General features: G+C 62.0%; 25 protein-coding genes. 16 read left to right on the top strand and 9 right to left on the bottom strand.

Features of this window, described 5'->3' with window-relative positions:
* Positions 1-57 precede the first annotated feature (57 nt).
* Positions 58-477: a DUF983 domain-containing protein gene (locus ABK249_RS05345; RefSeq protein ID WP_227703709.1), complete on the top strand. Its 420-nt coding sequence runs from the start codon at positions 58-60 to the stop codon at positions 475-477.
* Positions 478-630: 153 nt separating this feature from the next.
* Positions 631-1,488 (top strand): SDR family oxidoreductase, encoded by an 858-nt coding sequence (locus ABK249_RS05340; protein ID WP_227703708.1) that lies wholly within the window; start codon positions 631-633, stop codon positions 1,486-1,488.
* A gap of 77 nt (positions 1,489-1,565) precedes the next feature.
* Here ABK249_RS05340 and ABK249_RS05335 read toward each other — a convergent pair whose 3' ends face one another.
* The 4 genes from ABK249_RS05335 to treZ form a co-directional block, all read right to left on the bottom strand.
* Positions 1,566-1,850, bottom strand: a complete 285-nt coding sequence (locus ABK249_RS05335; protein WP_037149074.1) for a hypothetical protein — start codon at positions 1,848-1,850, stop codon at positions 1,566-1,568.
* Positions 1,847-3,172 (bottom strand): NAD(P)/FAD-dependent oxidoreductase, encoded by a 1,326-nt coding sequence (locus tag ABK249_RS05330; protein WP_227703707.1) that lies wholly within the window; start codon positions 3,170-3,172, stop codon positions 1,847-1,849. The genes ABK249_RS05335 and ABK249_RS05330 overlap by 4 nt, the downstream gene beginning before the upstream one ends.
* A gap of 314 nt (positions 3,173-3,486) precedes the next feature.
* On the bottom strand, positions 3,487-6,027 hold the full coding sequence (gene treY / locus ABK249_RS05325; RefSeq protein ID WP_348862396.1) for a malto-oligosyltrehalose synthase: 2,541 nt from the start codon (positions 6,025-6,027) through the stop codon (positions 3,487-3,489).
* Positions 6,024-7,838 carry a malto-oligosyltrehalose trehalohydrolase gene (gene treZ, locus ABK249_RS05320; protein WP_348862395.1) on the bottom strand — a complete coding sequence of 605 codons (1,815 nt, stop codon included), beginning with the start codon at positions 7,836-7,838 and terminating at the stop codon, positions 6,024-6,026. Before treZ ends, treY begins: the two co-directional genes overlap by 4 nt.
* 186 nt (positions 7,839-8,024) lie before the next feature.
* On the opposite strand from treZ, the gene ABK249_RS05315 reads away from it, so the two are divergent.
* From ABK249_RS05315 to lpdA, 5 genes are all read left to right on the top strand, one after another.
* Positions 8,025-9,155: an acyl-CoA dehydrogenase family protein gene (locus tag ABK249_RS05315; protein WP_348862394.1), complete on the top strand. Its 1,131-nt coding sequence runs from the start codon at positions 8,025-8,027 to the stop codon at positions 9,153-9,155.
* Positions 9,156-9,202: 47 nt separating this feature from the next.
* Positions 9,203-10,453 carry a 3-methyl-2-oxobutanoate dehydrogenase (2-methylpropanoyl-transferring) subunit alpha gene (locus tag ABK249_RS05310; RefSeq protein WP_227703703.1) on the top strand — a complete coding sequence of 417 codons (1,251 nt, stop codon included), beginning with the start codon at positions 9,203-9,205 and terminating at the stop codon, positions 10,451-10,453.
* Between the two features lie 3 nt (positions 10,454-10,456).
* Positions 10,457-11,470 (top strand): alpha-ketoacid dehydrogenase subunit beta, encoded by a 1,014-nt coding sequence (locus ABK249_RS05305; protein WP_227703702.1) that lies wholly within the window; start codon positions 10,457-10,459, stop codon positions 11,468-11,470.
* A 1-nt stretch (position 11,471) separates the two neighbouring features.
* The gene (locus ABK249_RS05300) at positions 11,472-12,767 is read left to right on the top strand and encodes a dihydrolipoamide acetyltransferase family protein (RefSeq protein ID WP_348862392.1); all 1,296 of its coding nucleotides are present in this window, start codon (positions 11,472-11,474) and stop codon (positions 12,765-12,767) included.
* Between the two features lie 120 nt (positions 12,768-12,887).
* Positions 12,888-14,285 (top strand): dihydrolipoyl dehydrogenase, encoded by a 1,398-nt coding sequence (gene lpdA, locus ABK249_RS05295; RefSeq protein ID WP_348862391.1) that lies wholly within the window; start codon positions 12,888-12,890, stop codon positions 14,283-14,285.
* Positions 14,286-14,414: 129 nt separating this feature from the next.
* Here lpdA and ABK249_RS05290 read toward each other — a convergent pair whose 3' ends face one another.
* Positions 14,415-15,134: a metallophosphoesterase family protein gene (locus tag ABK249_RS05290; protein WP_227705189.1), complete on the bottom strand. Its 720-nt coding sequence runs from the start codon at positions 15,132-15,134 to the stop codon at positions 14,415-14,417.
* 32 nt (positions 15,135-15,166) lie between these two features.
* On the bottom strand, positions 15,167-16,012 hold the full coding sequence (locus tag ABK249_RS05285; RefSeq protein ID WP_407722104.1) for a nucleotidyltransferase family protein: 846 nt from the start codon (positions 16,010-16,012) through the stop codon (positions 15,167-15,169).
* A gap of 289 nt (positions 16,013-16,301) precedes the next feature.
* Between ABK249_RS05285 and ABK249_RS05280 the strand changes: the two genes are divergently transcribed.
* Positions 16,302-16,490: a DUF3008 family protein gene (locus ABK249_RS05280; RefSeq protein ID WP_037149094.1), complete on the top strand. Its 189-nt coding sequence runs from the start codon at positions 16,302-16,304 to the stop codon at positions 16,488-16,490.
* 92 nt (positions 16,491-16,582) lie between these two features.
* Entirely contained in the window at positions 16,583-16,813 is a 231-nt protein-coding gene (locus ABK249_RS05275) for a hypothetical protein (RefSeq protein ID WP_037149096.1), read from the top strand.
* Between the two features lie 299 nt (positions 16,814-17,112).
* On the opposite strand, the gene hutX is transcribed toward ABK249_RS05275, so the two are convergent.
* Together hutX and ABK249_RS05265 are read right to left on the bottom strand one after the other, a co-directional pair.
* Positions 17,113-17,637 (bottom strand): heme utilization cystosolic carrier protein HutX, encoded by a 525-nt coding sequence (gene hutX / locus ABK249_RS05270; RefSeq protein WP_348862390.1) that lies wholly within the window; start codon positions 17,635-17,637, stop codon positions 17,113-17,115.
* Between the two features lie 9 nt (positions 17,638-17,646).
* Positions 17,647-17,991 (bottom strand): antibiotic biosynthesis monooxygenase family protein, encoded by a 345-nt coding sequence (locus tag ABK249_RS05265; protein ID WP_037149100.1) that lies wholly within the window; start codon positions 17,989-17,991, stop codon positions 17,647-17,649.
* A 164-nt stretch (positions 17,992-18,155) separates the two neighbouring features.
* Between ABK249_RS05265 and ABK249_RS05260 the strand changes: the two genes are divergently transcribed.
* From ABK249_RS05260 to ABK249_RS05250, 3 genes are read left to right on the top strand one after another with little or no spacing between them, the layout of a single operon-like run.
* On the top strand, positions 18,156-19,040 hold the full coding sequence (locus tag ABK249_RS05260; RefSeq protein WP_348862389.1) for a heme/hemin ABC transporter substrate-binding protein: 885 nt from the start codon (positions 18,156-18,158) through the stop codon (positions 19,038-19,040).
* Entirely contained in the window at positions 19,040-20,125 is a 1,086-nt protein-coding gene (locus ABK249_RS05255; protein WP_348862388.1) for a FecCD family ABC transporter permease, read from the top strand. Before ABK249_RS05260 ends, ABK249_RS05255 begins: the two co-directional genes overlap by 1 nt.
* Positions 20,122-20,904 (top strand): heme ABC transporter ATP-binding protein, encoded by a 783-nt coding sequence (locus ABK249_RS05250; RefSeq protein ID WP_348862387.1) that lies wholly within the window; start codon positions 20,122-20,124, stop codon positions 20,902-20,904. Before ABK249_RS05255 ends, ABK249_RS05250 begins: the two co-directional genes overlap by 4 nt.
* 12 nt (positions 20,905-20,916) lie before the next feature.
* Here ABK249_RS05250 and ABK249_RS05245 read toward each other — a convergent pair whose 3' ends face one another.
* Positions 20,917-21,279 carry a YbaN family protein gene (locus tag ABK249_RS05245; RefSeq protein WP_210055695.1) on the bottom strand — a complete coding sequence of 121 codons (363 nt, stop codon included), beginning with the start codon at positions 21,277-21,279 and terminating at the stop codon, positions 20,917-20,919.
* A gap of 154 nt (positions 21,280-21,433) precedes the next feature.
* Here ABK249_RS05245 and galE point away from each other — a divergent pair, with 154 nt between their 5' ends.
* From galE to ABK249_RS05225, 4 genes are all read left to right on the top strand, one after another.
* Entirely contained in the window at positions 21,434-22,423 is a 990-nt protein-coding gene (galE, locus tag ABK249_RS05240; RefSeq protein ID WP_037149107.1) for a UDP-glucose 4-epimerase GalE, read from the top strand.
* Positions 22,424-22,435: 12 nt separating this feature from the next.
* On the top strand, positions 22,436-22,831 hold the full coding sequence (locus ABK249_RS05235; protein WP_348862386.1) for a VOC family protein: 396 nt from the start codon (positions 22,436-22,438) through the stop codon (positions 22,829-22,831).
* Between the two features lie 11 nt (positions 22,832-22,842).
* Positions 22,843-23,547, top strand: coding sequence for a uracil-DNA glycosylase (ung, locus tag ABK249_RS05230; RefSeq protein WP_348862385.1), 705 nt, complete (start codon positions 22,843-22,845; stop codon positions 23,545-23,547).
* A gap of 119 nt (positions 23,548-23,666) precedes the next feature.
* Positions 23,667-24,596: a VOC family protein gene (locus ABK249_RS05225; RefSeq protein ID WP_348862384.1), complete on the top strand. Its 930-nt coding sequence runs from the start codon at positions 23,667-23,669 to the stop codon at positions 24,594-24,596.
* Positions 24,597-24,598: the final 2 nt, after the last annotated feature.

Below are 24,598 nucleotides of genomic sequence, written 5' to 3'. Positions count from 1 at the left end.
GTATTGCCGAGCCAGAGATGAACCACAGATTGTGTCCTGTCACGAAAGGCAGATGTCATGGCATATGACGCCGATTGGCCCCCGCTTTCTCCCTCCAGCACCGGTATGCGTGGCCGGTGCCCGCGTTGCGGCCAGGGACATCTTTTCAACGGCTTCCTGACGCTCAGGCCCAATTGCGAGGTCTGCGGCCTCGACTATTCCTTTGCCGACCCGGCGGATGGTCCGGCCTTCTTCGTCGTCTGTTTCGGCAGCGTGCCCAGCATCGCGTTGGCCGTGTGGCTTGAAGTCTCCTACCAGCCGCCATTCTGGGTGCATCTCCTGATCTCTCTGCCGGTGCTGCTCATCACCTGCCTCTTGCCACTCCGGCCGCTCAAAGGGTGGCTGATCGCGAGCCAGTATTTCTACAAGGCCGAGCAGGGCAAACTGGACCGAGGTTCCGGCAGTCCGCAGGCGGATGATACGCAGCACAAAAGCTAAGCCTCCGGCGCCGTCAATGTTCCAGGGAGCGTTCAGCTCCCGCATCGCCGCGGTCTCGGCGCCTTCTTCCTTTTCCGTGTTTGCGGTCGGGAACATCCGCCTTTGCAGCGAGTTGGAAAAGCAACTTCCCAACCGAAAAGGAGGACGCTTCCCATGGCCCGGTACCCGACGCCGCCCTTTCCCGAACAGCAGCAACCGATGCCCGGCTTTACGAACCGGATGGATCCGGTGCCGGATCATGGCGAGCTTTCCTACCGAGGGTCGGGGCGGCTTGCCGGCAAACGCGCCGTCATTACCGGCGGCGACAGCGGCATCGGCCGGGCGGTCGCGATCGCCTATGCGCGCGAGGGGGCCGATCTTCTGATTTCATATCTCGATGAGGACGAGGATGCCGAAGACACCAAGCGTCTTGTTGAAGAAGCAGGACGCAAGGCTGTGCTCATGCCGGGCGACATCAAGGCCTCCTCCCATTGCCGAGCGATCATCGACAAGGCGGTGGGGGAATTCGGCGGTATCGACATCCTCGTCAACAATGCGGCGCATCAGGCGAGCTTCTCCTCGATCGAAGATATCAGCGACGAAGAATGGGAGCTCACCTTCAAGGTCAACATTCACGCGATGTTCTATCTCTCCAAGGCCGCCGTACCGCATATGAAGCCAGGCAGCACCATCATCAATACCGCGTCGATCAATTCGGACAATCCGAACCCGGGCCTGCTTGCCTACGCGACCACCAAGGGCGCGATCCAGAATTTTACGGCAGGGCTGGCGCAGCTTCTCGCCGAAAAGGGCATCCGGGTGAATGCCGTGGCGCCTGGCCCGATATGGACGCCGCTCATTCCCTCCACCATGCCGGAAGACAAGGTCAAGGAGTTCGGCAAACAGGTGCCGATGAAGCGGCCAGGCCAGCCGGCGGAGCTTGCAACGACCTATGTGATGCTTGCCGACCCGCTTTCCAGCTACGTCTCCGGCACGATGATCGCAGTGACGGGCGGCAAGCCGATCCTCTGATCTTCTTCTTCCTCCATCGAGAACAGCGGCGGCATGCGCTCATGCCACCGTTCGGAGCCCGCGATCCATCCAATATCTCAGGTTCGCCGACCGATCTCCCGCGCCAGATCATCGAAACAGAATGTCTTGCCCTGTTCGTGTGCCTCGTTCGCCAGAAGCAGAAGGCGGATCGGGAACGCGACGGCTTTCTGATGGGAGCTCGAAATGCTGAGCGGCTTGTCGTCGGCAAGCACCGCACGTTCGGTGGTCTGCAGGACATCCTGGATTTCGACGTGGGATACGAGGCCCTTTTCGACCAGAAGGCGGTTGATCGCGGCAAGCGCGAGATAAAGACCTTCGAGCTGCGGGTTGGCGGTGTTCATGTCTCGGTCCTTTGCGTGGATGACGGCACGAAGGCAGCGGCATTCTCGTCGATCAGCCGGGCTCCGCGCTGCCGGGTCAGATAGCGCCAGATCCACTGAATGCTGACGAGCAGGCGCTTTTCGAAATTGACGAGCAGATAGACATGCACGATCGCCCAAAGAAGCCAGGCAAACCAGCCCTTGAGCGTCCATTTGCCGAAGTCGAAGATCGCGGCATTGCGGCCGATCACGGCTGTATTGCCGCGGTTTTGGAAGTGGAAAGGTCCGACAGGTTTGCCGTCCAGCAATTTCTCTTTGAGTGCGCGGCCGAGATATTCGCCCTGCTGCTTGGCGACCTGGGCGAGTGCCGGCAACGGTTTACCGTCTTCGGCAAGGCCAAGTGCCGTATCGCCGATCGCGAAGATATCGGGAAACCCCGTGACGGAGAGATCAGGCTCGACCGGAATACGGCCGCCGGCCTTGCCTTCAATGCCGAGCCACCTGCCGGCCGGGGATGCTTTCACGCCTGCCCCCCAGATGATGCAGCCGGCGCGGAAGCGCCGCGAGCCTGCCACGACCTCATCCTTGGTCATTGCTTCCACGGGAAGGTTTGTCAGCACCTCGACGCCCGTTTTCTCAAGTTCCCGAAGCGCATACTGGACGAGATTATCGGGGAAAGCTGAAAGGATCTTCGGACCAGCCTCTATGAGGATCACCCGCATATGGTCGGGCTCCAGCTTGCGAAAATCACGGGTGATCATGAAGCGGCCGAGTTCGGCAATCGCGCCTGCCATCTCCACCCCGGTCGGGCCGCCGCCGATGATGACGCTGGTCAGAAGCGCCTTCTTTTCCTCCGAATCCTGTGAGAGTTCGGCCTTTTCGAAGGCAAGCAGCAGGCGCTGGCGGATCAGCCGCGCCTCATGGATCGTCTTGAGCCCCGGCGCCCAGGCGCGCCAATCCTCGTGGCCGAAGTAATTATATTCGGAGCCGGTGGCGATCACCAACTGGTCGTAGGGTACCGAGGCGCCGTGATCGAGCTGAACCGTTTTCGCCGAGGGATCAATGCCGGTCACTTCCGCCAGCATGACCTTGATATTGCGGAAGCGGCCGAGCGTGCGGCGGATCGGTTCGGAAATATCGGCAGGTGACAGCGCCGCGGTCGCAACCTGATAAAGCAGCGGCTGAAAGAGATTGTGGTTGCGCCGATCGATGACGGTGACGTCGATTCCGGTATTGCCGAGGGTGCGGGCGGCCGCCAGACCGGCAAAGCCTGCACCGACGATGACCACGCGATGCGTCGTCGCTCCGGTCATATTGTCGCCCTGAGGCGTTTCTCCGGCCATTTCACCCCACCCTTCCTGACGGAGGTCGAAGCTCCGCACGACGCTCGTTCAACACGTGCCGACCTTGTTTGTTCCAAAGGCATTCTACCGGAACATTTTCAGTCCCGCGCCGTTCACACCACAACATCGAAAGGAGAAAGACATGAACAGCATCATCTGGTTGGTCGGCGCCATCGTTATTGTCATCGCGATTCTGAATCTCGTCGGATTCGCTTGATTTCGTTGAGAAATCTACGGGAATCTCAACCTCTGCAAGAGAATCAAGGCGCCGTCTCGAAGCAGATCGGCGCTTTCTCCATTGACGAAACCGACAGCTATTCCGCAAGCAAGAGCGCGAAGGGATAGTCGGCGAAGACCCTGCTGAGGGCGACCTGCTCTCCGAAATGCATCGTCTTTCCGGCACAGATGTCACGATAGCGGCGATGGGCGAGTTTTTCCGGCAGCGAAACCTCAGTTTCGGCCCAGCGGTCTGCCCCGAACTGAGGGGATGCCGTATGGAAGGCGCTGAAGACGAGCCGGGGGGCGATCACGATCAATGCATCTTCGGCGTCGGCGCGGGCGAAGGCAACGATATTGTCGGCGCGCTTGCCGACGGCTTCAAGGGGCAGGTATTCGCCCTTGCGAAACAACGTCGGTGCTTCCTGGCGCAGCCGCAGAAGGACGGCGGTGACATGCTGTTTCAGCCGGCCGCTCTGCCATTCCTCATTTGTCGATGGACGCATCTCACTCTCGGAAAGCCAGGTCTGCAACGTCTCGAAATCCGGCTCACGGCGATTGTCCGGATCGACGAGACTGAAATCGAGGCCTTCGCATCCCTGGTAGATATCCGGCACGCCGGGAGCGGTGAGTTTGATGATGGTCTGGGTGAGGCTGTTCACCAGACCGGCATGGATGAAGGGGCGGAGCGTATCGGAAAAATCCGCCCGAAAAGTCTGGTTCCCGGGCGAAAGAAGTCCGCGGGCATAGCCGATGACGGCTTTCTCGTAGGCCTCGTTGGAATCACCCCAATTGGTGCGGAGTTTCGCCTCGCGTAACGCCTTCCCGACGTAAGCGGCGAAGCGCTCCTCCAGGGCCTTCAGATCTTCCAGGTTCCCCGGATCGAAGGTTGCCGGCCAGACGCCGGCGAGCGCCTGATAGAGCATCCATTCGACGGGAGGTTCGGGGGCGGGGCCGTCATCCAATGCCGAGATTAAAGCTCTGTTCATTTCATGCCAGCGCGCGGCGGCTTCGGCCCAAAGTTCGGGAGCTTCGCTCAGTGTGTAAAGACGTGCGCGGGCATCCTCACCGCGTTTGGTGTCATGGGTGGAGGTGCCGGAAAGGGCGTCGGGTTCCCTTTCAAGCTTCGTCTCCATCGCTCCATGGAACCGCCCGAGCGAAGAGGCGCGAGGGAGCGGTTCACCGCCGACTTCGTTCAGCGCGAGCAGCATATGGTGACGATAGAAAAGCGTGTCCTCCATGGACTTTGCCATAAGCGGACCGGTCAGTTGCTGGAAGCGGGTGCGGAAGACTGAAGCGCGGCCGGCGACGGATTGCTCGACATCGCCGATCAGAATGCGCTCCAGGAAAGCGAGAGCATGGAGCGGCGGAGCGTTCGGTCCGTTTCGCACCGTGTCCAGAACTTTTCCCAGCACCCTCCGGTCTTCCGTCGGCAGGCCTTCCCGGGTGCCGTAAGTCCGGTAGATAGGAAAGGCAACCAGCAATTCGCGCAGGGCTGATCTCACGGAGGCTTCGGCAAGTGCCGATTCCCGATCCTCCACCTGCTGGATCTGCATGGCGAGCTTCAGCAGGGTTGCAACTTCTCCGGCGAAGTTGTTGTCGACCATCATCAATTTCGCGGCGCGGAGTTCGGCCTCCATGTTGACGGGATGACCGACGACCTGATGATAGGTCTCCCGGAGCGTATCGAGCTTGCCCGCATCGATGAGGACGTTGCTGACGGCGGCGATGAATTCGTAGCCGGTCGTACCGGAGACCGGCCAGTCGGCGGGGATATGCTCGCCTTCGCCGAGGATCTTTTCGACGATGATGTAGCAGTCCGGTCCGGTCTCGTGGCGCAGCCGCTCGAGGTATCCCTTCGGGTCGGCAAGCCCATCCACATGGTCTATGCGCAGGCCATCGACCATGCCGCCATGGACGAGTTCGAGGATGAGGTGATGGGTATCGTCGAAGACCGAACCGTCCTCAACCCGGACGCCGACGAGGCCGGCGATTTCAAAGAAGCGGCGGTAGGAGAGTTCGCGCGGCATGTCCCGCCAGGACATCAGCCGATAGGGCTGCTGGTCATGAAGCCTGGCGATCGCAGCTTTGTCCGTGGTCGCGAGCACCGCCGTCCCGCAGCCGGCATAGCTCGACGGCGTCAACGGATAGAGCGTTTCGTAGTAGGCAAGCGCCGGCCTGCCGGTTTTGGGATCGAGCCTGATGGAAATCTCGCCGGCTTCAAGCACCTTTTCGAACGTGTCGCCGAGAAAGGGAAGGGTGAGACGACGGCTCCAGTCGATGTCGAAATGGCGGGCGTAACGGCTGTTTTCGCCGTTTTCGACCACATCGCGCCACCACGGGTTTTCGAGCGATGCGGCCATGTGGTTGGGCACGATGTCGAGAATGAGGCCGAGGCCGCCCGCCTTCAGCGCCCGCACCATGCGCTCGAAGCCGGCGCGGCCACCGATCGCTGGATCGATCTCGTTGGCGTCGGTGACGTCATAGCCGTGCGTAGAGCCTGTCGTGGCGGTGAAGATCGGCGAGGCATAGAGGTGGCTGATGCCGAGCCGTTTCAGATAGGGCACCAGCGCCGCGGCGCGGTCGAAGGTCATGCCGTTGCGAAATTGGATGCGGTAGGTGGCGGTCGGGACCTTCATTCCGTGTCTCCGGTCGGTGCAAAGCTCACCACGATGGAGTTCGGCGGCAGATCCCTGGCCTGTTCCGGCCATGCGAAGATCACCTTGCCGGACAGCCCGGGCAGGGTTTGCGGCTCTTCGCCGATGTTGATCGCCATCGAAAGCGTGCCTTTCGGGAAGGTCCACGTGACGGCAAGGAAGCCCTTTTCCGTCTTCAGGACTTTGCCGCTGCCACCGTGCGCCGAGCGGAGCAATGGCAAGACATATTGCTTGCGAAGCTCAAGCAGCTTTCCGGTGAATTCCAGCCAGTCCCGGCCGTCGACGGAGTCCGGCTTGTTCCAGTCGAGCGTGGAGAAGTCGAAGGTCTGCCTCGCATTCGGATCCGGCACCAGGGTATCGTCGTCATGGCCGGCATGGCCCTCGAATTCCTTCCGGCGGCCGTCGCGCACCGCCTTCGCAAGATCACCATGGAAATCCGTGAAGAACAGGAAAGGGTTGGTCTCGCCATATTCCTCGCCCATGAAGAGGAGCGGGATATGCGGAGAAAGCAGCAGGGCGGCGAACAGCACCCTGGTCTTGTATGCGCCGGCGAGTGGGAGCAGTCGTTCGCCTTGCGCCCGGTTGCCTACCTGATCGTGGTTCTGGATGAAGTCGACGAAGGCAACGGGCGGCTGATCTGTGCTTTTGACGCCGCGCGGCCTGCCTTTTCGGGGTGAGACCTCGCCCTGATAGGCGAAGCCCTCGGTCAGCGCGCGGGCCGCCAGCTTTTCCGGATCCCTGGCGAAGTCCTCGTAATAGGCATGCGTTTCGCCGGTCGCGAGCACATGGACGGCATTGTGGAAATCGTCGTTCCACTCGGCCGTGAAGAGAGGAGCGTTGCCGTTCTCGTCGCGGGGATGGAGGAAGGTGACGTTGCGGTTGTCCTCGGTCGTCAGATGGATCGGCCGGCCGGTGATTTCGGCGCGGATGCGCTCGGCGATCTCGATCAGGACATGTTTTTCAGATGTGTCCTCGATCACGTCGACGGCATCGAAGCGCAGGCCGTCGAGATGGAATTCCTCCAGCCAGTAGAGCGGGTTCTCGACAATATAGCGCCGCACCGGATCGATGTCGTAGGCGATCGCTGCACCCCAGGGCGTCATTCTTTCCTTGTGGAAGAAAGACGGCGCGAGCATTGGCAGATAATTGCCTTCCGGACCGAAATGGTTGAGCACGATATCGAGCACGACCATCAGGCCATGGCCATGGGCAGCATCCACAAAGGCCTTGAAATCCTCCGGCGGACCATAGGCCGCATGCGGAGCATAGAGCAGTGCCCCGTCATATCCCCAGCCGCGGTTGCCGCCGAAATGAGCAACCGGCATGACCTCGATCATGGTGATGCCGAGTTCGGCCAGATAGGGTAATCTTTCGATCGCGGCGCGGAACGTGCCTCCCTTGGTGAAGGTGCCGATGTGGAGTTCGTAGATGACGGCCTCTTCCCAGGGACGTCCTTTCCAGTCCGGATGCTGCCAGGCATAGCTGGTCGGATCGATCACCAGCGATGGTCCGTTAACGTCCTGTTTCTGGCCGCGGGAAGCGGGATCGGGGACGACCATGCCGTTGGCGAGCAGATAGCTGTATTCCGTGCCCGGCACGACGCCGGTCGCGAGCAGATCGAACCAGCCGTCAGGGCTGCGGGTCATCTCGGTGTCTTCGCCGTTGAGCCTCAGCCAGACTTTTTTCTGGCCCGGCGCCCAGAGCCGGAAGCGCACCTCGCCGGCGGCGACATATTCCGCCCCCCATGTTCTTGGAAAAACGCGGAATTCGGTGACGGCATCCAGTTCCGGCATATCGACCTGTCCCTGATTGAGAGAGACCGGCAAACGGCTGAATTGCTTTCGAGTTCCATAGGGCCGTATACGCGCAAGAAAATTGCTGAAAGGCGTAACAAATAACAAGTTCGCAGGAGTGGTCCGCCATCGATTCCGGCTCTAGATTAAAGCTGGTGCAGACGGTTTCGAGGAGGAGATCTTTGCATGCTGACCGATGAGGAGGAGCTCATCCGTTCGACGGCCGCGGAGTTTTCCCGCGATGTGCTGAAACCCGGTGCCGCGGCGCGCGACAAGGCGCATGCGATCGAGCCGGAGGTGTTGCAGCAACTCGGCAAACTCGGCTTTCTCGGCATGCGAACGAGCGAGGAATGGGGCGGCGTCGGCTGTTCCTATGTCGCCTATGCAAGCGCCCTGATGGAGATTGCCGCGGGCGACGGGGCGGTCTCGACGCTCGTCAGCGTCCACAATTCCCCTGTCTGCTCGCTCATCGACGCGCATGCCTCCGACGAACAGAAGGAAAAATTCCTGCGGCCGCTCGCCGAGGGCCGGCATATCGGCGCCTTTGCGCTGACCGAAGCCGATACCGGCTCCGATGCGGCAGCGATCCGCACCCGGGCAACGAGGGATGGCGGCGATTACATCATCAACGGCTCGAAGATGTTCATCACCTCGGGCAGGATCGCCGGTACCGTGATCATCTTCGCCGTCACCGATCCCTCTGCGGGAAAACGCGGCATTTCCGCCTTCGTCACCTCCACCGATGTGCCCGGTTTTTCCATTTCCAAAGTCGAGGACAAGCTCGGCCAGCGCGCATCCGATACAGCGGCGCTGATGTTCGACAACCTGCGCATTCCCGAAAGCCAGCGGATCGGTGAGGAGGGAGCGGGGCTGAAGATAGCCCTTTCCGGCCTCGAGGCAGGCCGCATCGGGATTGCAGCCCAATGTGTCGGGATGGCGCAGGCGGCGTTCGACGTCGCACTCACCTATGCCAGGGAACGCAAGGCCTTCGGCAAGGTGCTGCTCGATCATCAGGCGGTCGCTTTCCGCCTGGCCGAGGCGAAGACCCAGATCGAGGCAGCGCGTCAACTGGTCTTGCATGCGGCAAGGCTCAAGGATCGCGGCGAGCCCTGCCTTTCGGAAGCCTGCATGGCAAAACTCTTCGCGTCGGAAATGGCGGAAAAGGTCTGTTCCGCAGCGATCCAGACGCTTGGCGGCTACGGCTATATTTCCGATTTCCCGGTCGAACGTATCTATCGCGACGTGCGGGTCTGCCAGATCTACGAGGGCACGTCCGACATCCAGAAGATCATCATCGCCCGGGGTTTGGCGAATTGAGTTGAGGTGACGCGGCAATTGTCGGTTCTTTGGGAGGAGAAGCGAATATGAAAGATGGAATGAGGCCCAGCCTGCCCGGCAAACTAAGCCTGCATGTGCCGGAGCCGGAGGTGAGGCCGGGCGGAAGACCGGACTTTTCCAACGTAGCCATTCCCAAGGCCGGTTCCGTGCGCCGGCCGGAAGTGGATGTCGACCCGGAGACGATCCGCGATCTTGCTTTCTCGATCATCCGGGTGCTGAACCGGGAAGGGGAGGCCGTCGGACCCTGGGCCGGAACGCTCACCAACGAGGAACTGATGGAGGGGCTGAGGCACATGATGCTGCTTCGCGCCTTCGATGCCCGCATGCTGATGGCGCAGCGGCAGGGCAAGACCTCCTTCTACATGCAGCATCTCGGCGAAGAGGCGGTCTCCTGCGCCTTCCGCAAGGCGCTGCAGCCGGGCGACATGAATTTCCCGACCTACCGTCAGGCAGGCCTCCTGATCGCCGGCGGGTATCCGATGGTTCAGATGATGAACCAGATCTATTCCAACGACGCCGACCCGTTGAAGGGCCGGCAGCTGCCGATCATGTATTCGGCGAGAGACCACGGTTTCTTCACGGTTTCAGGCAATCTCGCCACGCAATACGTGCAGGCGGTCGGCTGGGCCATGGCGTCGGCCATCAAGAACGATACGAGAATCGCCGCCGGCTGGATCGGCGACGGATCGACGGCCGAATCCGATTTCCATGCGGCGCTGGTCTTCGCCTCGACCTACCGGGCACCGGTCATCCTCAACGTCGTGAACAACCAGTGGGCCATTTCCACGTTTCAGGGCATCGCTCGCGGTGGCTCCGGCACGTTCGCGGCGCGGGGTCTGGGTTTCGGCCTGCCGTCGCTCAGGGTCGACGGTAACGATTATCTCGCCGTTCATGCGGTCGCCAAATGGGCAGCGGAGCGGGCACGGCGGAATATCGGCCCGACGCTGATTGAATACGTCACCTATCGTGTCGGCGCCCATTCCACCTCCGACGATCCCTCCGCCTACCGCCCCAAGGAGGAGTCGGAGGCCTGGCCGCTCGGCGATCCGGTCATTCGCCTCAAGAACCATCTGGTCCGCATCGGTGCCTGGAGCGAGGAGCGCCACAGCCAAATGGAGGCGGAAATCCGCGACACGGTCGTAGCCGCCCAGAAGGAGGCGGAGCGTCACGGCACGCTGCATTCCGGCGGCCGCCCCTCGATGCGTGACATGTTCGAGGGTGTCTATGCCGAAATGCCGCCGCACCTGAAACGCCAGCGCCAGCAGGCGGGGGTGTGAGATATGGCACGGATGACGATGATCGAGGCGATCCGCAGCGCCCTGGACGTTTCCATGGGGCGTGACGACGACGTGGTCGTGTTTGGCGAGGACGTCGGGTATTTCGGCGGCGTCTTCCGCTGCACGCAGGGCCTCCAGCAGAAATACGGCAAGACGCGGTGTTTCGACGTGCCGATCAATGAATCCGGGATCGTCGGAACCGCGATCGGCATGGCCGCCTATGGATTGAAGCCCTGTGTGGAAATCCAGTTCGCCGACTACATGTATCCGGCCTATGACCAGATCACCCAGGAGGCGGCGCGACTGCGTTATCGCTCGAATGGCGATTTCACCTGCCCCATAACCATCCGCATGCCGACCGGCGGTGGCATCTTCGGCGGGCAGACGCACAGCCAGAGCCCGGAGGCGCTGTTTACCCATGTCTGCGGCCTGCAGGTCGTGGTGCCCTCCAATCCCTATGACGCCAAAGGCCTTTTGATCTCGTCGATCGAGAACCCGGATCCGGTGATCTTCCTGGAGCCGAAGCGGCTCTACAACGGCCCCTTTGACGGCCATCACGACCGGCCGGTGACGTCCTGGGGCTCGCATCCGCTCGGCGAGGTGCCGGCGGAGCACTACACGGTGCCGCTCGGCAAGGCGGTCGTACGCCGGCCGGGTTCGGCGGTCACGGTCCTCGCCTATGGCACGATGGTGCATGTGGCCGAGGCGACGGCGGAGGAGACGGGAATAGATGCGGAGGTGATCGACCTGCGCACGCTGCTGCCGCTCGACCTCGAAACCATCGTGGCGTCAGTCAGGAAGACCGGCCGCTGCATGGTCGTGCACGAGGCGACAATGACCTCCGGCTTCGGTGCGGAGCTCGTGGCATTGGTGCAGGAACACTGCTTCTACCATCTTGAAGCGCCGGTCATCCGTGTCGCCGGCTGGGATACACCTTATCCGCATGCGCAGGAATGGGACTACTTCCCGGGGCCGGCCCGTGTCGGCCGGGCACTGCGCGACATGATGGAGGCCTGACATGGGTGAGAAAATCATCAAGCTGCCGGATGTCGGCGAAGGGGTCGCGCAAGCCGAGCTCGTGGAATGGCATGTGAATATCGGCGACCTTGTGCGGGAGGACACGATGCTCGCCGCCGTGATGACCGACAAGGCAACCGTGGAAATTCCCTCTCCGGTGGAAGGCGAGGTCACCTGGAGGAATGGCGACATTGGCGACATGATTGCCGTCGGGGCAGCCATTCTCAAAATCAAGACCGCCGGTGAAGCGGGTGAGGAGGAGCCGGCGATCGAGCTGACTTCGCCTGAGCGGGCGCCGCGTTCGGCCGAGCTCGAAGATGAGCCGAAGCCTGTCGCGGAAAAGCGGGAACCCGCAGCGGGGGGCACTCCGGCAAAACCGTCTGCAGCGGCGGCATCCCCAGGTGTCGGTGCACCGCGCTCCGGAGGCGAAAGGCCACTCGCACCGCCAGCCGTCCGCCTGCGGGCCAGGGAAGCAGGTATCGATCTCAGGCAGGTACCGGGAACCGGTCCGGCCGGGCGCATCACCCATGAAGACCTCGATATGTTCCTGAGCCGCGAGACAGGGAGCGCTGTTGCGGCCGGCCTGCAGCCCAACAAGAGCGTGCAGGAGGTCAAGATCGTCGGCCTTCGCCGCCGCATCGCGGAAAAAATGGCGCTCGCCAAGTCGCGCATTCCCCACATCACCTATGTGGAGGAGGTGGACATGACGGCGCTGGAGGAATTGCGGACCCGTCTGAATGGCAATCTGAAGCCGGGCAAGCCGAAGCTCACCATATTGCCGTTCCTGATGCGGGCGATGGTCAAGGCGATCGCAGAGCAACCGGGCATCAATGCACATTTCGACGACGAGGCGGGGGTGATCCATCAATTCGGCGGCGTGCATATCGGCGTTGCGGCGCAGACGCCCTCCGGCCTCGTCGTGCCGGTGGTCAAGCATGCCGAGGCGCGGGACATATTCGACTGTGCCCGCGAGGTTGCGCGGCTGAGCGAAGCTGCGAAGAACGGCACCGCCTTGCGCGAGGAGCTTACCGGTTCGACGATCACCATCAGCTCGCTCGGCGCGATGGGCGGGATCGTCTCGACGCCGGTCATCAACCGTCCGGAAGTGGCGATCATCGGCGTCAACAAGCTCGCGATCCGGCCGCATTGGGACGGGACGCAGTTCGTGCCGCGCAAGATGATGAACCTGTCTTCCAGCTTCGATCATCGGGTGATCGACGGCTGGGACGCCGCGACCTTCGTGCAGAGGCTGAAGGCGCTCCTGGAAACGCCGGCGTTGATATTCGTCAGCGAATAGGCCCGAAAATCGGTTCCGATTTTCGGAAGGCACTATTCGCCGATTCAAAGAGTTAGAGCGTCCTTTGTGAATCCGGAGGATGCACAAAGGACGCTCTATGAGTGAGGTGGAAGAAGAACAATGAAGGAAATCGCCTGCAAGCTTCTCGTCATCGGGGCCGGTCCGGGCGGCTATGTCTGCGCCATCCGGGCCGGCCAGCTGGGAATCGATACGGTCATCGTCGAAATGGCGAAGCCGGGCGGCACCTGCCTCAATATCGGCTGCATCCCGTCCAAGGCGCTGATCCATGCGGCCGACGATTTCCACGGAGCCGTGGCCATGGCCGCGGGTAGGAACGCCATGGGCATCGGAGCCGAGAACCCGGCCATCGATCTCGCGAAGACCGTGGCCTGGAAGGACGGGATCACCGGCCGCCTGACCATGGGCGTGTCGGGCCTCCTGAAGAAGGCAGGCGTAAAGATCGTCGTCGGCCGGGCGAAATTTCGCGACGGCAAGACGGTTGCGGTGGAGACCGAGACCGGTCAGCAGGTCATCCGTGCGGAGAATGTCGTCATTGCCACAGGCTCCGCGCCGGTCGAGCTGCCGGCATTGCCGTTCGGCGGAAAGGTTATTTCATCGACCGGTGCATTGTCGCTGACCGAAGTGCCTGGGAGGTTGGCGATAGTTGGTGCGGGTTATATCGGCCTCGAACTCGGCATCGCCTTCGCCAAGCTGGGGTCGAAGGTGACGATCGTCGAAGCGCTCGACCGCATCCTGCCGCTCTACGACGCGCAGCTTACACAGCCGGTTGCAAGGCGGCTTTCGGCTCTGGGGGCCGAGGTGCTGCTCGGTACCAAGGTGAGGGGCATGTCGGCGACCGGCGAGGCACTGCTTGCGGAAACCGGAGATGGCGAGGAGAAACGGATCTCCGCCGACAAGGTGCTCGTGACGGTCGGCCGCCGGCCGGTCACCGAGGGCTGGGGCCGACAGGAACTGGAACTCGACATGGACGGGCGGTTCCTGAGGATCGACGAGCAATGCCGCACGTCAATGCGCGGTATCTATGCGATCGGCGACGTGACCGGGGAGCCGATGCTGGCGCACCGGGCGATGGCGCAGGGCGAGATGGTGGCGGAGATCGTTTCGGGCAAACGCCGGAACTGGGACAAGCGCGCGATCCCCGCCGTCTGCTTCACCGATCCGGAGATCGTGTCGGTCGGGCTGTCGCCGGACGAAGCGCGAGCGGGCGGCCGCGAGACCAAGGTCGGCCAGTTTCCGTTCACGGCCAATGGCCGGGCGATGACCTTGTCATCGGAAGAAGGATTTGTGCGGGTGGTGGCGCGCGCCGACAACCATCTGGTGCTCGGCATACAGGCGGTCGGGACAGGGGTTTCCGAATTGTCCGCGGCTTTCTCGCTGGCGGTCGAGATGGGCGCGAGGCTGGAGGATATAGCGGGCACGATCCATGCGCATCCGACGCTATCGGAAGCATTTGCCGAGGCGTCGATGAAGGCGCTCGGGCACGCGCTGCATGTGTGAGATTTCACCCTCCCCTTGAGGGGAAGGGTCGGACCGTAGGTCCGGGGTGGGGTGAACCGTCGGAGATCAAATTGGTCACCCCAACCCGTCGCTTCGCGACGACCTCCCCCCTTGAGGGGGAGGTGGGTTTCACAACTCCAGCAGCGCATACGGTCTTCCGGTCGGCTTCTCGACATGGGACGCGACGTTGTAGACGGGGGCGCCGCCGGGCGTCTTGCCGGAATAGGTGCCGCGATGGGCGTGGCCGTGTACGACCGCTTTCACCGGGAAGCGGTCGATGGTTTCCGCCAGACGCGAGGAGCCGAGGAAGGGATAGATTTCCTGCGGCTCACCCGCCACTGTATCCAGAACCGGGGCATAATGCAGCACGACCATCGCCCGTTCAGAGCGCACCTGCCTGAGCGCGTTTTCGAGCCGCATGGTCTCTTCCACGCTTTCCGCCACCATGGCCTTGATCGCCGGTTCGCCGAAGGAGCCGAGCATGTAACGGCCGAAGCCCCCGGCAAAACCCTTGACGCCTGCAAACCCGACGCCGTCGATCTCGACCGCCTGGCCTTCGAGCAGCTGGACGCCGGCATCCTTGATGATTGCCGTCACCTCTTCCACATGACCACATTCGTAATCGTGGTTGCCGAGCACGCCGACGACGGGGATGGAGCAGGAGCGCAGCTCCGCAGCAAGGATTTCCGCCTCCCTCGGCTTGCCGAGGTCCGTCAGGTCACCGGTGAGCACGAGGATGTCGGCGATCTGGGAAATCTCGCTGAACAGCTCCTTGTACGAGGTGCCGTCGTTTTCCTTCACATGCAGGTCGCCCATGGCGGCGATCTTCAGCCTGCCGTTGGATTTCATCCCGGTGTCGTCTTTTGCGTCGGTCGTCCGGGTCACGACGATACTCCTTGCAAGTCCCTAGGCAAGTCTTTTGGCAGGTCGTCGCGCAGGTCGCCTTCGCCGCCCACATCGGCAAAGCCCCATTCCTTCACGTCGATCTCGAAATCCACCCGGCTGAACATGCGGCCGCGGCAGATCTTCATCTGCGGCAGCGGTAGCTCGCGCTGCGCCTTCAACCGGTCGAGCAGCTCGTCCAGCAGCCAGTCAGGCACCTTGTCGCGCTCGGTCGGATAGATCCAGCGGAAGTTCAGGAGGTGGATCAGCAGCACCTCCCAATGCACTTCCATGTGGTTCAGAAGCCGCTGCCAGTCGATCTGGTCGTGAGCGCGCAGGATGACATGGACGATGTCTCCGCCGTCATAGCGGTGGCGGAGCTGCACGAAACATTTCGACCAGATGAGCTCGGTCGGCGCGATGATGCTCACCTTGTGGCCGCCCATCTCGATCTGCCGGGCATTCTCGAACCAGGCGTCGCTGATTGGCATCGTGCCGTTCGAGCCGGCGAAAATGACATCGAAGAAGTGCGGGCCTTTCTTCACCTTGCCGAGCCAGCGGTCGTCCTCCACCTCGATCTCGTAGCCCTTCTCCTTGAAGTGAGCGAGAATGCGGGCGTAATCGCCGGCGCGGCAGAAGATATCGAGGTCCTTCGTCTGCCGGGAAATGCCGGTATAGGCACTCACCGCAAAGGTGCCGGCGACGAGGAAGGGGATATGGCATTTGACGAGGTCTTCGAGCGCCATGGCCACGAAGGACTCGGAATCCGGATCGGCAAGCGTCGGTGACGCCTTGACTTCCATCTCGGGCTCGTTCCCCAGTATAGCCTTCGCCGGCTTCGGCATCAGGTTCTGCGCGGCATTGGCTTCGGCGTTCATTGACGATCTCCGATTCGGTTGCGTGCAGGAGAACACTCGTGCGGGTTCTTGAGTTCCGCCCTGGGCGGTTTGCGGATGACAGGTTCAACGTTCCGGATTGTCCGCATTCATAGTTGTCCCTTCCTCTTATCGCGCCGCCCAAGGGCGCCGCTGGTTATCAGAACAACCCGTGGGTAAATGAGATGTTCCACCTCAAAGGCGGGAACCAAAACCATGCCGGTCTGTTCTTCTCGGATGTGAAACCGAGGAGGCAGACATGCCAGCGAAATCGAAATCACAGCAGAAGGCCGCCGGCGCGGCGCTCGCCGCCAAGCGGGGCGAGATCAAGAAGGGCGAGCTCAAGGGCGCTTCGAAGGGCATGGAAAAATCCATGAGCGAAAAGGAGTTGCACGAGATGGCTTCGGCGAAGCGCAAGGGCAAGCCGGAGCATGCCGCGCACCGCTGATCCCTGATCCCAAGGGCTTTGCAGCCAGATCGGAACTTCCCGGGGAGACGGACGTTTTCGGAGCGCCGTCTTTTCGTGGAGGAGGAAAAGCCATGCCGCCGGAAGAACTCGATGCGACATTGACCGCCTTGCCGCTCCGGATCGGAGTCTATGTTCCGGACGATCTTTTGGAAGACTGGTTTGCACCAGGCACCGGCATGAAGCCGGCGAGCGCGGCGGCGCTGACCGCGGCGGAAGCCTATGGCCGGCGCTTCGAATGCGAGTTCAAATATTATCCCGAGCGGATGGAAGGCGTTTTCTGGAAATGGGTTCCGGCCCTTTGAGGGCACCGGTGAAGGCTCCAGGCCCTATCAGAACGGGAAGGCTGCCGTGCCGTTCGAGATCGCTCTCCTCCACGCCGCTGGAGCGAGCGAACGGTCCGCCAAGAGACACGGCAGCACTCCACGCAATCATACGGGACCGACAAACGACAAAACGGGAAGCCGCCGTCACCGGCGGTCCCGGACCACATGATACCCGGTCCCATCGCCGTTAACGAGCAGACCGGCAGGTGGTTCCGGAGAAAATGCAACCCGGCTAAAATATGTTTCCGCCGGGTCACTTATGGTTGTTCCGATCCGGTCTACGCAGGAACGTAGCGGTCGCGCAGGGCTTCGAACTTATTGAGCTGCTCTGCGATCAGTTCGCGGTTTGCGTCGCGGCGGACAAAGACCTTGAACATCGCCGAACCCTTGTCATTCATGAACCAGACCGAACAGGAGCGGCGGCCGTGGAAGGCACGGTCCACGAACGTCACCGACGCGCAGTTATCCTTCCGGATATGGCCGCCGATCGGACTGGCTCCGTGGATGTTGAACCAGCCGTGTGCCTCGGAGCCGGCCGGAAGGCTGCCTTCTGCCTCCAGCACGATGTCCTCCGTATGGACGATAAAGAGGACTTCGCCCCAGGTGCCCATCTCGGACCAGATATCCAGGAAATGATCCTTCCCGACGATAACCGCGGCACCTCTCGGCAGGATTTCGAGAATTTCGGCCGGCGTCACCTCGGCCTTTGCGGCAATCGCCTCGACCACGCCGTCAGGCTTTTCTGCAAGTGCTGCGAGCGCCCGTTCACGGCGGTCCGGCTTGACGTCTGAATCAGCATTCATCGGCCTGCCTCAGGCAGCGTCGGCGCGTGCGCCGTTCTTGTCTTCGTGGATGATGACTTCGAAACCCTCGAAATGCGGGCCCGAGAGATATTCGACCTTGCCGCGGTTTTCGCCGGCCTTGGCATGGGCGGCGCGGAACTGCTCCGACTTCGTCCAGGCCTCGAAATCCGCGAAGCTTTCCCAGACCGTGTGCGATGCATAGAGGGTGTGATCCTCCGCCTTCGGACCCTTCAGCATGTGGAACTCGATATAGCCGGGGAGTTCGGCCAGGCGGCCCTGCCGGCTGCGCCAAATGTTCTCGAAAGCCTCTTCATAGCCCGGCACCACACGGAATCGGTTCATGGCGATATACATTTATCGGTCCTCACAATAAGTTTCATTTTCGGCTCAAGATATCTACGGCCGGCGCTCTTGAAAAGCCGAAAAAACTTGCGTAGTCAACTCAAGTTATGTCGTCGAAGGCGTGGCGCCGGGTGGATTTTCGCAAGCCCGGGAATGGTACAATCAGGGTAGGCATTATGACATATTCTTCCGCCGTCTGCCGATTTTTCGTGGTCGCATCTCTTGCAACGGGTCTTGCTGCCGGCCATGCCGCGGCGGCCGAAAAGGGCAATCCCGAGGCGAAGCGCATCGTTTCGGTCGGCGGCACGATCACGGAAATTCTCTACGCGCTTGGCGCCGAGGACCGCATCGTTGCGCGGGATTCCACCAGCTTCTATCCCGATGCTGCGAATGGCAAGCCGGATGTCGGTTACATGCGAGCGCTTTCCGCGGAAGGCGTTCTCGGTCAGAAGCCGGATCTGATCCTGATGGAAGAGGGGTCCGGCCCACCGCCCGTGCTTGAAATCTTGAAAGCCAGCGAAGTGCCGATGGTCACGATCCCGACGCCGCCCGAGGCCGACAAGATCGGCCAGAAAATCCGCGACGTGGGCGCCGCCGTAGGCCTTTCCGACAAGGCGGAGGCGCTGGCGGTCAAGACGGAAGCGGACCTCAAGAAGCTTGCCGAAGACGTTGCGAAGGTTCCTGGGCCGAGAAAGAAGGTGCTCTTCGTCCTGTCGCTCTCGAACGGCCGTGTGATGGCCGGCGGCGCAGACACGGAAGCCGGTGCGGTGATAGAAATGGCCGGCGGCATCAATGCCGCGCCGACGATCAACGGCTACAAGCCGCTCGCCGACGAGGCGGTGATCGCCGCCCAGCCAGACGTGATCCTTTCCATGTCGCGCGGCGATCACAAACTTACACCGGGACAGGTCTTCGCGGTTCCTTCCATGCAGACGACGCCGGCAGCCGCCAACAAGGCGCTCATCTCCATGGATGGCCTGCTGCTGCTCGGCTTCGGTCCGCGCACGCCGGAGGCCGCCCGCGCGCTGGCCGCGCAGATCTATCCGGGAGCGATCAACTGATGAAAGCGCTGGCGATGGCCTTTCGCCCGGCAAGCAGTGGCGACCGGACGCAGCAGGGCGTTCTGGTCCTCATCCTGCTCGCGGCGATCCTCTTCGTCGCCTGCCTCATCTCGCTCGGCGTCGGTCCGACTGGCGTGGGCCTTCGCGATCTCTGGGCCTACGCGACCGGCAACGCTGCAAGCCTTTCGACGCAGGAGCGGGTAATCCTCGAGGCCGTGCGCCTGCCGCGCACGGCGCTCGGGCTGCTGGTGGGCGCGGGGCTTGCCGTTTCCGGCGCAATGATGCAGGGCCTCTTTCGCAATCCGCTCGCCGATCCCGGCATCGTCGGCGTGACGTCAGGTGCCGGGGTGGCGGCGGTCGCGGCGATCGTACTTGGCAATACGGTACTTGCGCCCGTCTCCATGCTGCTCGGCAACCAGTTCCTGCCGCTGATGGCTTTCTTCGGTGGCCTCTTCAACACCTGGATGCTCTATATGATCGCAACCCGCGACGGCCGGACGTCGACCACTACACTCATCCTTTCCGGCATCGCGATCGGCGCTCTTTCAGCGGCGATCATGGGCCTCATGATCGTCATGGCCGACGACCGGCAACTCCGTGACATCACCTTCTGGAGCCTCGGCTCGCTCGGTGGCGCCACCTTCGGTCGCGTGCTCTCGATCCTGCCGTTCATCGCCATCGTGCTCGCCATCATGCCCTTCGTGGCGCGAGGGCTCGACGCACTGATCCTGGGCGATGCTGCCGCCTTCCACATGGGCATCCCGGTGCAGAGGCTGAAGACGATTGTCATCGTGGCGGTGGCTGCCGCCTGCGGTTCGACGGTCGCGGTGGCGGGTTCCATCGGTTTCGTCGGCATCGTCGTGCCGCATCTCCTGCGTCTCGCCATAGGGCCGTCCCACCGTTTCCTGCTACCCGGTTCGGCCCTCGGAGGCGGGGCGCTGCTGCTCATCGCAGACAGCGTGGCGCGCACCGTCGCCGCGCCTGCGGAACTGCCGATCGGCGTCATCACGGCGCTCTTCGGTGCACCGGTCTTCCTCTTCCTGCTCATCGGGAAGAAGGGAGTGAGCATGCGGGACATGCCATGATTTCGGGCGAACACATCACCGTCGCCCGCTCGGGCCGCAAGCTTCTCGACAATGTCGGGATCGACCTCAGGCCTGGTCGGTTTACCGTGATCATCGGTCCGAATGGCGCCGGCAAATCGACGCTGATGAAGGTGGTATCCGGCGAGATGAAGCCGGATACGGGTTTCATCTCCTACTACGGAACGAGTATCGGTCTTTGCCAGCCGGCCGAGCTTGCCAAGCGTCGGGCCGTGCTGCCGCAGGCAACACAGCTTGCCTTCCCCTTTACGGCACTTGAAATCGCCCGCATGGGGGCGGTGGCGCAGCGAGCGCTGAACCCGACCGAGCAGGCGCGGCAGGCGCTCGCCAAAGTCGGATTGCGTGGTTTCGAAAGCCGGCCCTATCCGTCGCTCTCCGGCGGCGAACAGCAGCGGGTGCAGTTTGCCCGGGCGCTTGCCCAGGTACCACAGCCGATTGTCGATGGCGTACCGCGGGCGCTCTTCCTTGATGAGCCGACCGCAAGCCTTGACCTCGGTCACCAGATTTCGGTGCTGGAGATCGCCCGCGATTTCGCGAGCGCCGGCGGGATCGTGCTCGCCATCCTGCACGACCTCAATCTCGCTGCGGAATTTGCCGATCAACTTGTGGTGCTGAACCACGGCAAGATCGTCGCGGAAGGCGCGTGTGCGGAGACGGTCAATGACGAGATCATCGCCAGCGTCTATGGGATTGCCGGCGCGGTCGGGCGGCTGCCGGCCGAACATATCCCATATGTGCTGCCGCAATCGCGGCATCGCTGACCCCCGCGGACCTCAGGCACCGGGTTCCGGACGGGTGACGACGAAAATCGCCGGACCGATCATCAGGGCTGCGACCAGGGTAGCACGCCAGAAGGGCGGCGACGTCCCGAACCAGAAGATGGCATAGCTGACGCTCATCATCACGACCGCGGCGATTTTCGCCTTCCGCGGGATCGCACCCTTTTCCCGCCAGTCCCTGAGCGGCGGGCCGAATTTCGGGTGTTCGAGCAACCATGCTTCGAGCTTCGGCGAGGAGCGTGCAAAGCAGGCGACCGCAAGCAGCAGAAAGGGCGTCGTGGGCAGGACCGGCAGGAAAACGCCAATCACGCCGACAGCTACGAAGAACCAGCCGAGACTGAGAAGCAGGGGACGCATGAATGACCTACAATAAATCCTGAGCAGGATAGAGAAGTTTGAGGGCCGAGTCTCGACAAATTTGTGCAGTGCGATTGACCGCGCAGTCTGCCCTTCCCATTTGTTTCATGCCCGTTATAGTGCCCGCCGGTTTCAACAGCCTTCAGGAGACATGATGTCGAAGAAGAAAGTGCTCGTGGTCGGCGGAGCCGGCTATATCGGCTCCCACACGTGTCTGGTGCTGGCGGAGCGGGGCTACGAGCCCATCGTCTTCGACAATCTCTCCAATGGCCATGCGGAATTCGTCCGCTGGGGACCGCTGGAAGAGGGCGACATCCGCGATCGCCCGCGCCTCGACGAGGTTTTCGCAAAATATAAGCCGGATGCGGTTTTGCATTTCGCGGCGCTGATCGAGGTGGGGGAATCGGTCAAGAACCCGGTCGGTTTCTACGACAACAATGTCATCGGTGCGCTCACGCTGCTGTCGGCGGCGATGGATGCGGGCTTGAAGGCCTTCGTCTTCTCCTCGACCTGCGCCACCTATGGCCTGCCTGACCGGGTGCCGATGGACGAGACGCATAAGCAGGCGCCGATCAATCCCTATGGCCGCACCAAGTTCATCATCGAGCAGGCGCTCAAGGATTACGGCCAGTACAAGGACCTGAAGTCCGTCATGCTGCGCTATTTCAACGCCGCCGGCGCCGATTTCGAGGGCAGGATCGGTGAATGGCATACGCCGGAAACGCACGCCATCCCGCTGGCGATCGAGGCCGCACTCGGCCGCCGCCAGGGCTTCAAGGTGTTCGGTGACGATTACGACACCCGCGACGGCACCTGCGTGCGCGACTATATCCATGTGCTGGACCTTGCCGATGCGCATGTCCGCGCCGTGGACTATCTGCTCGCGGGCGGCGAGACGATGGAACTCAATCTCGGCACCGGCACGGGCACGACTGTGAAGGAACTGCTGGCGGCGATTTCCGAAGTGTCGGGGAAGCCCTTCCCGGTGGAATATGTCGGAAGGCGCGAGGGCGATTCCACCTCGCTCGTCGCCAATAACGACAAGGCGAAGGCTGTGCTCGGCTGGGAGCCGCAATATACGCTCGCAGACATCATCCGTTCCGCCTGGAATTGGCATTCGCGCAGCAATCACGTTCTGAAATAGGGAAGGCCGGTCATGGCAAAATTGGTCCACTCGATGATCCGGGTGCTGGATGAGGCGCGTTCGGTCGATTTCTATGAGAAGGCTTTCGGCCTCAAGATCGCCGAGCGGGTGCCGTTCGACGGATTCACACTGATCTACATGGCCAATCGGGAGACCGGGTTCGAACTGGAACTGACGGTCAATGCCGGCCAGGAAGAGGCTTACGACCTCGGCAACGGTTATGGGCATATCGCCGTCTCGGTCGAGGATATCGATCTGGAATACAGGCGCTTTGTCGATCTCGGGTTGCCGGTCGGCAAACTTGTGGACATGCAGTATAACGGCAAGCCGTTTGCGCGGTTCTTCTTCGTCACCGACCCTGATGGCTATAAGATCGAGGTCCTGCAGCGAGGCGGCCGGTTCCAATAGGAGAACAAGCGATGGCGGAGGGCGAGGTCAGGCTCGAGGAAAGCTGGAAGCACGTGCTCGGGCCGGAATTCGAAAATCCTTACATGAGCGAACTGAGGCGTTTTCTCGTCGCCGAGAAGCAGGCGGGCAAGCGGATATTTCCCAAGGGCAGCGAATATTTCCGCGCCCTCGATCTCACCCCGCTCGAGCATGTGAAGGTCGTCATCCTCGGCCAGGACCCCTATCACGGCTACGGCCAGGCGCACGGGCTCTGCTTCAGCGTCAGGCCGGGCGTGCGCATCCCGCCCTCGCTCGTCAACATCTACAAGGAGATGGAAACCGATCTCGGTATCCGACCGGCCAATCACGGTTTCCTGGAGCATTGGGCAAGCCAGGGCGTGCTGCTCCTGAACAGCGTGCTGACGGTCGAGGAGGCGAGGGCGGCCTCGCACCAGGGGCGGGGATGGGAGCGCTTCACCGATGCCGTCATCCGCGCCGTCAACGAGGATTGCGACGGCGTCGTCTTCATGCTCTGGGGCTCCTATGCCCAGAAGAAGGCGGCCTTCGTCGATACGAAAAAGCACCTTGTGCTCAAGGCCCCGCATCCTTCGCCGCTTTCGGCCCATAACGGGTTTTTTGGCTGCCGGCATTTTTCCAAGGCCAACGACTTCCTGATTTCGCGCGGCAAAGAACCGATCGACTGGCAATTGCCCGAGCGCGTATCTGTGAACAATTAACCGCTCGCCATCTTCGAAAAGTGAACAATGCGTTCGGATAGGGCAGTCTATCCAATCCGCACCCGATCGACCAAATAATGCCCCAGATAACGGCTCGCTGAGCCAGAAAGGGGTTTGAAATGCTCGACCAGATCAAGGGCCTCCACCACGTCACATCGATGGCTGCGAGCGCCGGCACCAACAACAGGTTCTTCACCGATACGCTTGGGCTCCGCCGGGTCAAGAAGACCGTCAATTTCGATGCGCCTGATGTCTACCATCTCTACTACGGCGACGAAGTGGGCACGCCCGGTTCGGTGATGACCTATTTCCCGTTCCCGCATATCGCCCGCGGCCGCCCCGGCACCGGCGAAGTGGGCACAACGCTCTTTTCGGTCCCGGAAGGTTCGATCGGCTACTGGACCGACCGGCTGAGCAAGGCAGGCGTCGACGGCTTGAAGACCGACAGCGCCTTCGGCGAAAACCGGCTGTATTTCGCAGGTCCGGACGGCGATGGTTTCGCGCTCGTCGAGGTCAAGGACGATCCGCGTGCGCCCTGGACCGGCAACGGCGTTGGCGAGGACAATGCGATCCGTGGTTTCCATTCCGCTTCGCTGAGGCTTCGCGATGAGGGCGCCACCGGTGAACTGCTGAAATACATGGGTTACAGCCAGATCGATGCGAAGGACGGCGTGACGCGCTTCGGTATCCCTGGCGGCAACGGCGCCGACGTCATCGACATCGAAACCATGCCCAACATCGCCCATGCCCATCTCGGCGCCGGCTCGGTCCACCATATCGCCTTTGCGGTCGAAAACCGCGAGAAGCAGCTCGAAGTCCGCAAGGCGCTGATGGAAACCGGCTATCAGGTGACCCCGGTCATCGACCGCGATTACTTCTGGGCGATCTATTTCCGTACGCCGGGCGGCGTGCTGTTCGAAGTCGCCACAAACGAGCCCGGCTTCAACCGGGACGAGGATACGGCCCATCTCGGCGAAGCGCTGAAGCTGCCGAAGCAGCATGCACATCTGAGAGAAGCCCTCGAACAGCATCTCGAACCGATCGAATAAGC

The organism is Neorhizobium phenanthreniclasticum (genome assembly GCF_040066075.1).
Taxonomy (GTDB): domain Bacteria; phylum Pseudomonadota; class Alphaproteobacteria; order Rhizobiales; family Rhizobiaceae; genus Neorhizobium; species Neorhizobium petrolearium.
The sequence above is the reverse complement of the archived record's forward strand: the minus strand, read 5'-3'. Positions and strand labels throughout refer to the sequence as shown.

Coding starts and splice junctions, on each gene's coding strand:
- ABK249_RS05345 (WP_227703709.1), top strand. CDS start 58: ATGGCATATGACGCCGATTGGCCCCCGCTTTCTCCCTCCAGCACCGGT.
- ABK249_RS05340 (WP_227703708.1), top strand. CDS start 631: ATGGCCCGGTACCCGACGCCGCCCTTTCCCGAACAGCAGCAACCGATG.
- ABK249_RS05335 (WP_037149074.1), bottom strand. CDS start 1,850: ATGAACACCGCCAACCCGCAGCTCGAAGGTCTTTATCTCGCGCTTGCC.
- ABK249_RS05330 (WP_227703707.1), bottom strand. CDS start 3,172: ATGGCCGGAGAAACGCCTCAGGGCGACAATATGACCGGAGCGACGACG.
- treY (WP_348862396.1), bottom strand. CDS start 6,027: ATGAAGGTCCCGACCGCCACCTACCGCATCCAATTTCGCAACGGCATG.
- treZ (WP_348862395.1), bottom strand. CDS start 7,838: ATGCCGGAACTGGATGCCGTCACCGAATTCCGCGTTTTTCCAAGAACA.
- ABK249_RS05315 (WP_348862394.1), top strand. CDS start 8,025: ATGCTGACCGATGAGGAGGAGCTCATCCGTTCGACGGCCGCGGAGTTT.
- ABK249_RS05310 (WP_227703703.1), top strand. CDS start 9,203: ATGAAAGATGGAATGAGGCCCAGCCTGCCCGGCAAACTAAGCCTGCAT.
- ABK249_RS05305 (WP_227703702.1), top strand. CDS start 10,457: ATGGCACGGATGACGATGATCGAGGCGATCCGCAGCGCCCTGGACGTT.
- ABK249_RS05300 (WP_348862392.1), top strand. CDS start 11,472: ATGGGTGAGAAAATCATCAAGCTGCCGGATGTCGGCGAAGGGGTCGCG.
- lpdA (WP_348862391.1), top strand. CDS start 12,888: ATGAAGGAAATCGCCTGCAAGCTTCTCGTCATCGGGGCCGGTCCGGGC.
- ABK249_RS05290 (WP_227705189.1), bottom strand. CDS start 15,134: ATGAAATCCAACGGCAGGCTGAAGATCGCCGCCATGGGCGACCTGCAT.
- ABK249_RS05285 (WP_407722104.1), bottom strand. CDS start 16,012: ATGCCGAAGCCGGCGAAGGCTATACTGGGGAACGAGCCCGAGATGGAA.
- ABK249_RS05280 (WP_037149094.1), top strand. CDS start 16,302: ATGCCAGCGAAATCGAAATCACAGCAGAAGGCCGCCGGCGCGGCGCTC.
- ABK249_RS05275 (WP_037149096.1), top strand. CDS start 16,583: ATGCCGCCGGAAGAACTCGATGCGACATTGACCGCCTTGCCGCTCCGG.
- hutX (WP_348862390.1), bottom strand. CDS start 17,637: ATGAATGCTGATTCAGACGTCAAGCCGGACCGCCGTGAACGGGCGCTC.
- ABK249_RS05265 (WP_037149100.1), bottom strand. CDS start 17,991: ATGTATATCGCCATGAACCGATTCCGTGTGGTGCCGGGCTATGAAGAG.
- ABK249_RS05260 (WP_348862389.1), top strand. CDS start 18,156: ATGACATATTCTTCCGCCGTCTGCCGATTTTTCGTGGTCGCATCTCTT.
- ABK249_RS05255 (WP_348862388.1), top strand. CDS start 19,040: ATGAAAGCGCTGGCGATGGCCTTTCGCCCGGCAAGCAGTGGCGACCGG.
- ABK249_RS05250 (WP_348862387.1), top strand. CDS start 20,122: ATGATTTCGGGCGAACACATCACCGTCGCCCGCTCGGGCCGCAAGCTT.
- ABK249_RS05245 (WP_210055695.1), bottom strand. CDS start 21,279: ATGCGTCCCCTGCTTCTCAGTCTCGGCTGGTTCTTCGTAGCTGTCGGC.
- galE (WP_037149107.1), top strand. CDS start 21,434: ATGTCGAAGAAGAAAGTGCTCGTGGTCGGCGGAGCCGGCTATATCGGC.
- ABK249_RS05235 (WP_348862386.1), top strand. CDS start 22,436: ATGGCAAAATTGGTCCACTCGATGATCCGGGTGCTGGATGAGGCGCGT.
- ung (WP_348862385.1), top strand. CDS start 22,843: ATGGCGGAGGGCGAGGTCAGGCTCGAGGAAAGCTGGAAGCACGTGCTC.
- ABK249_RS05225 (WP_348862384.1), top strand. CDS start 23,667: ATGCTCGACCAGATCAAGGGCCTCCACCACGTCACATCGATGGCTGCG.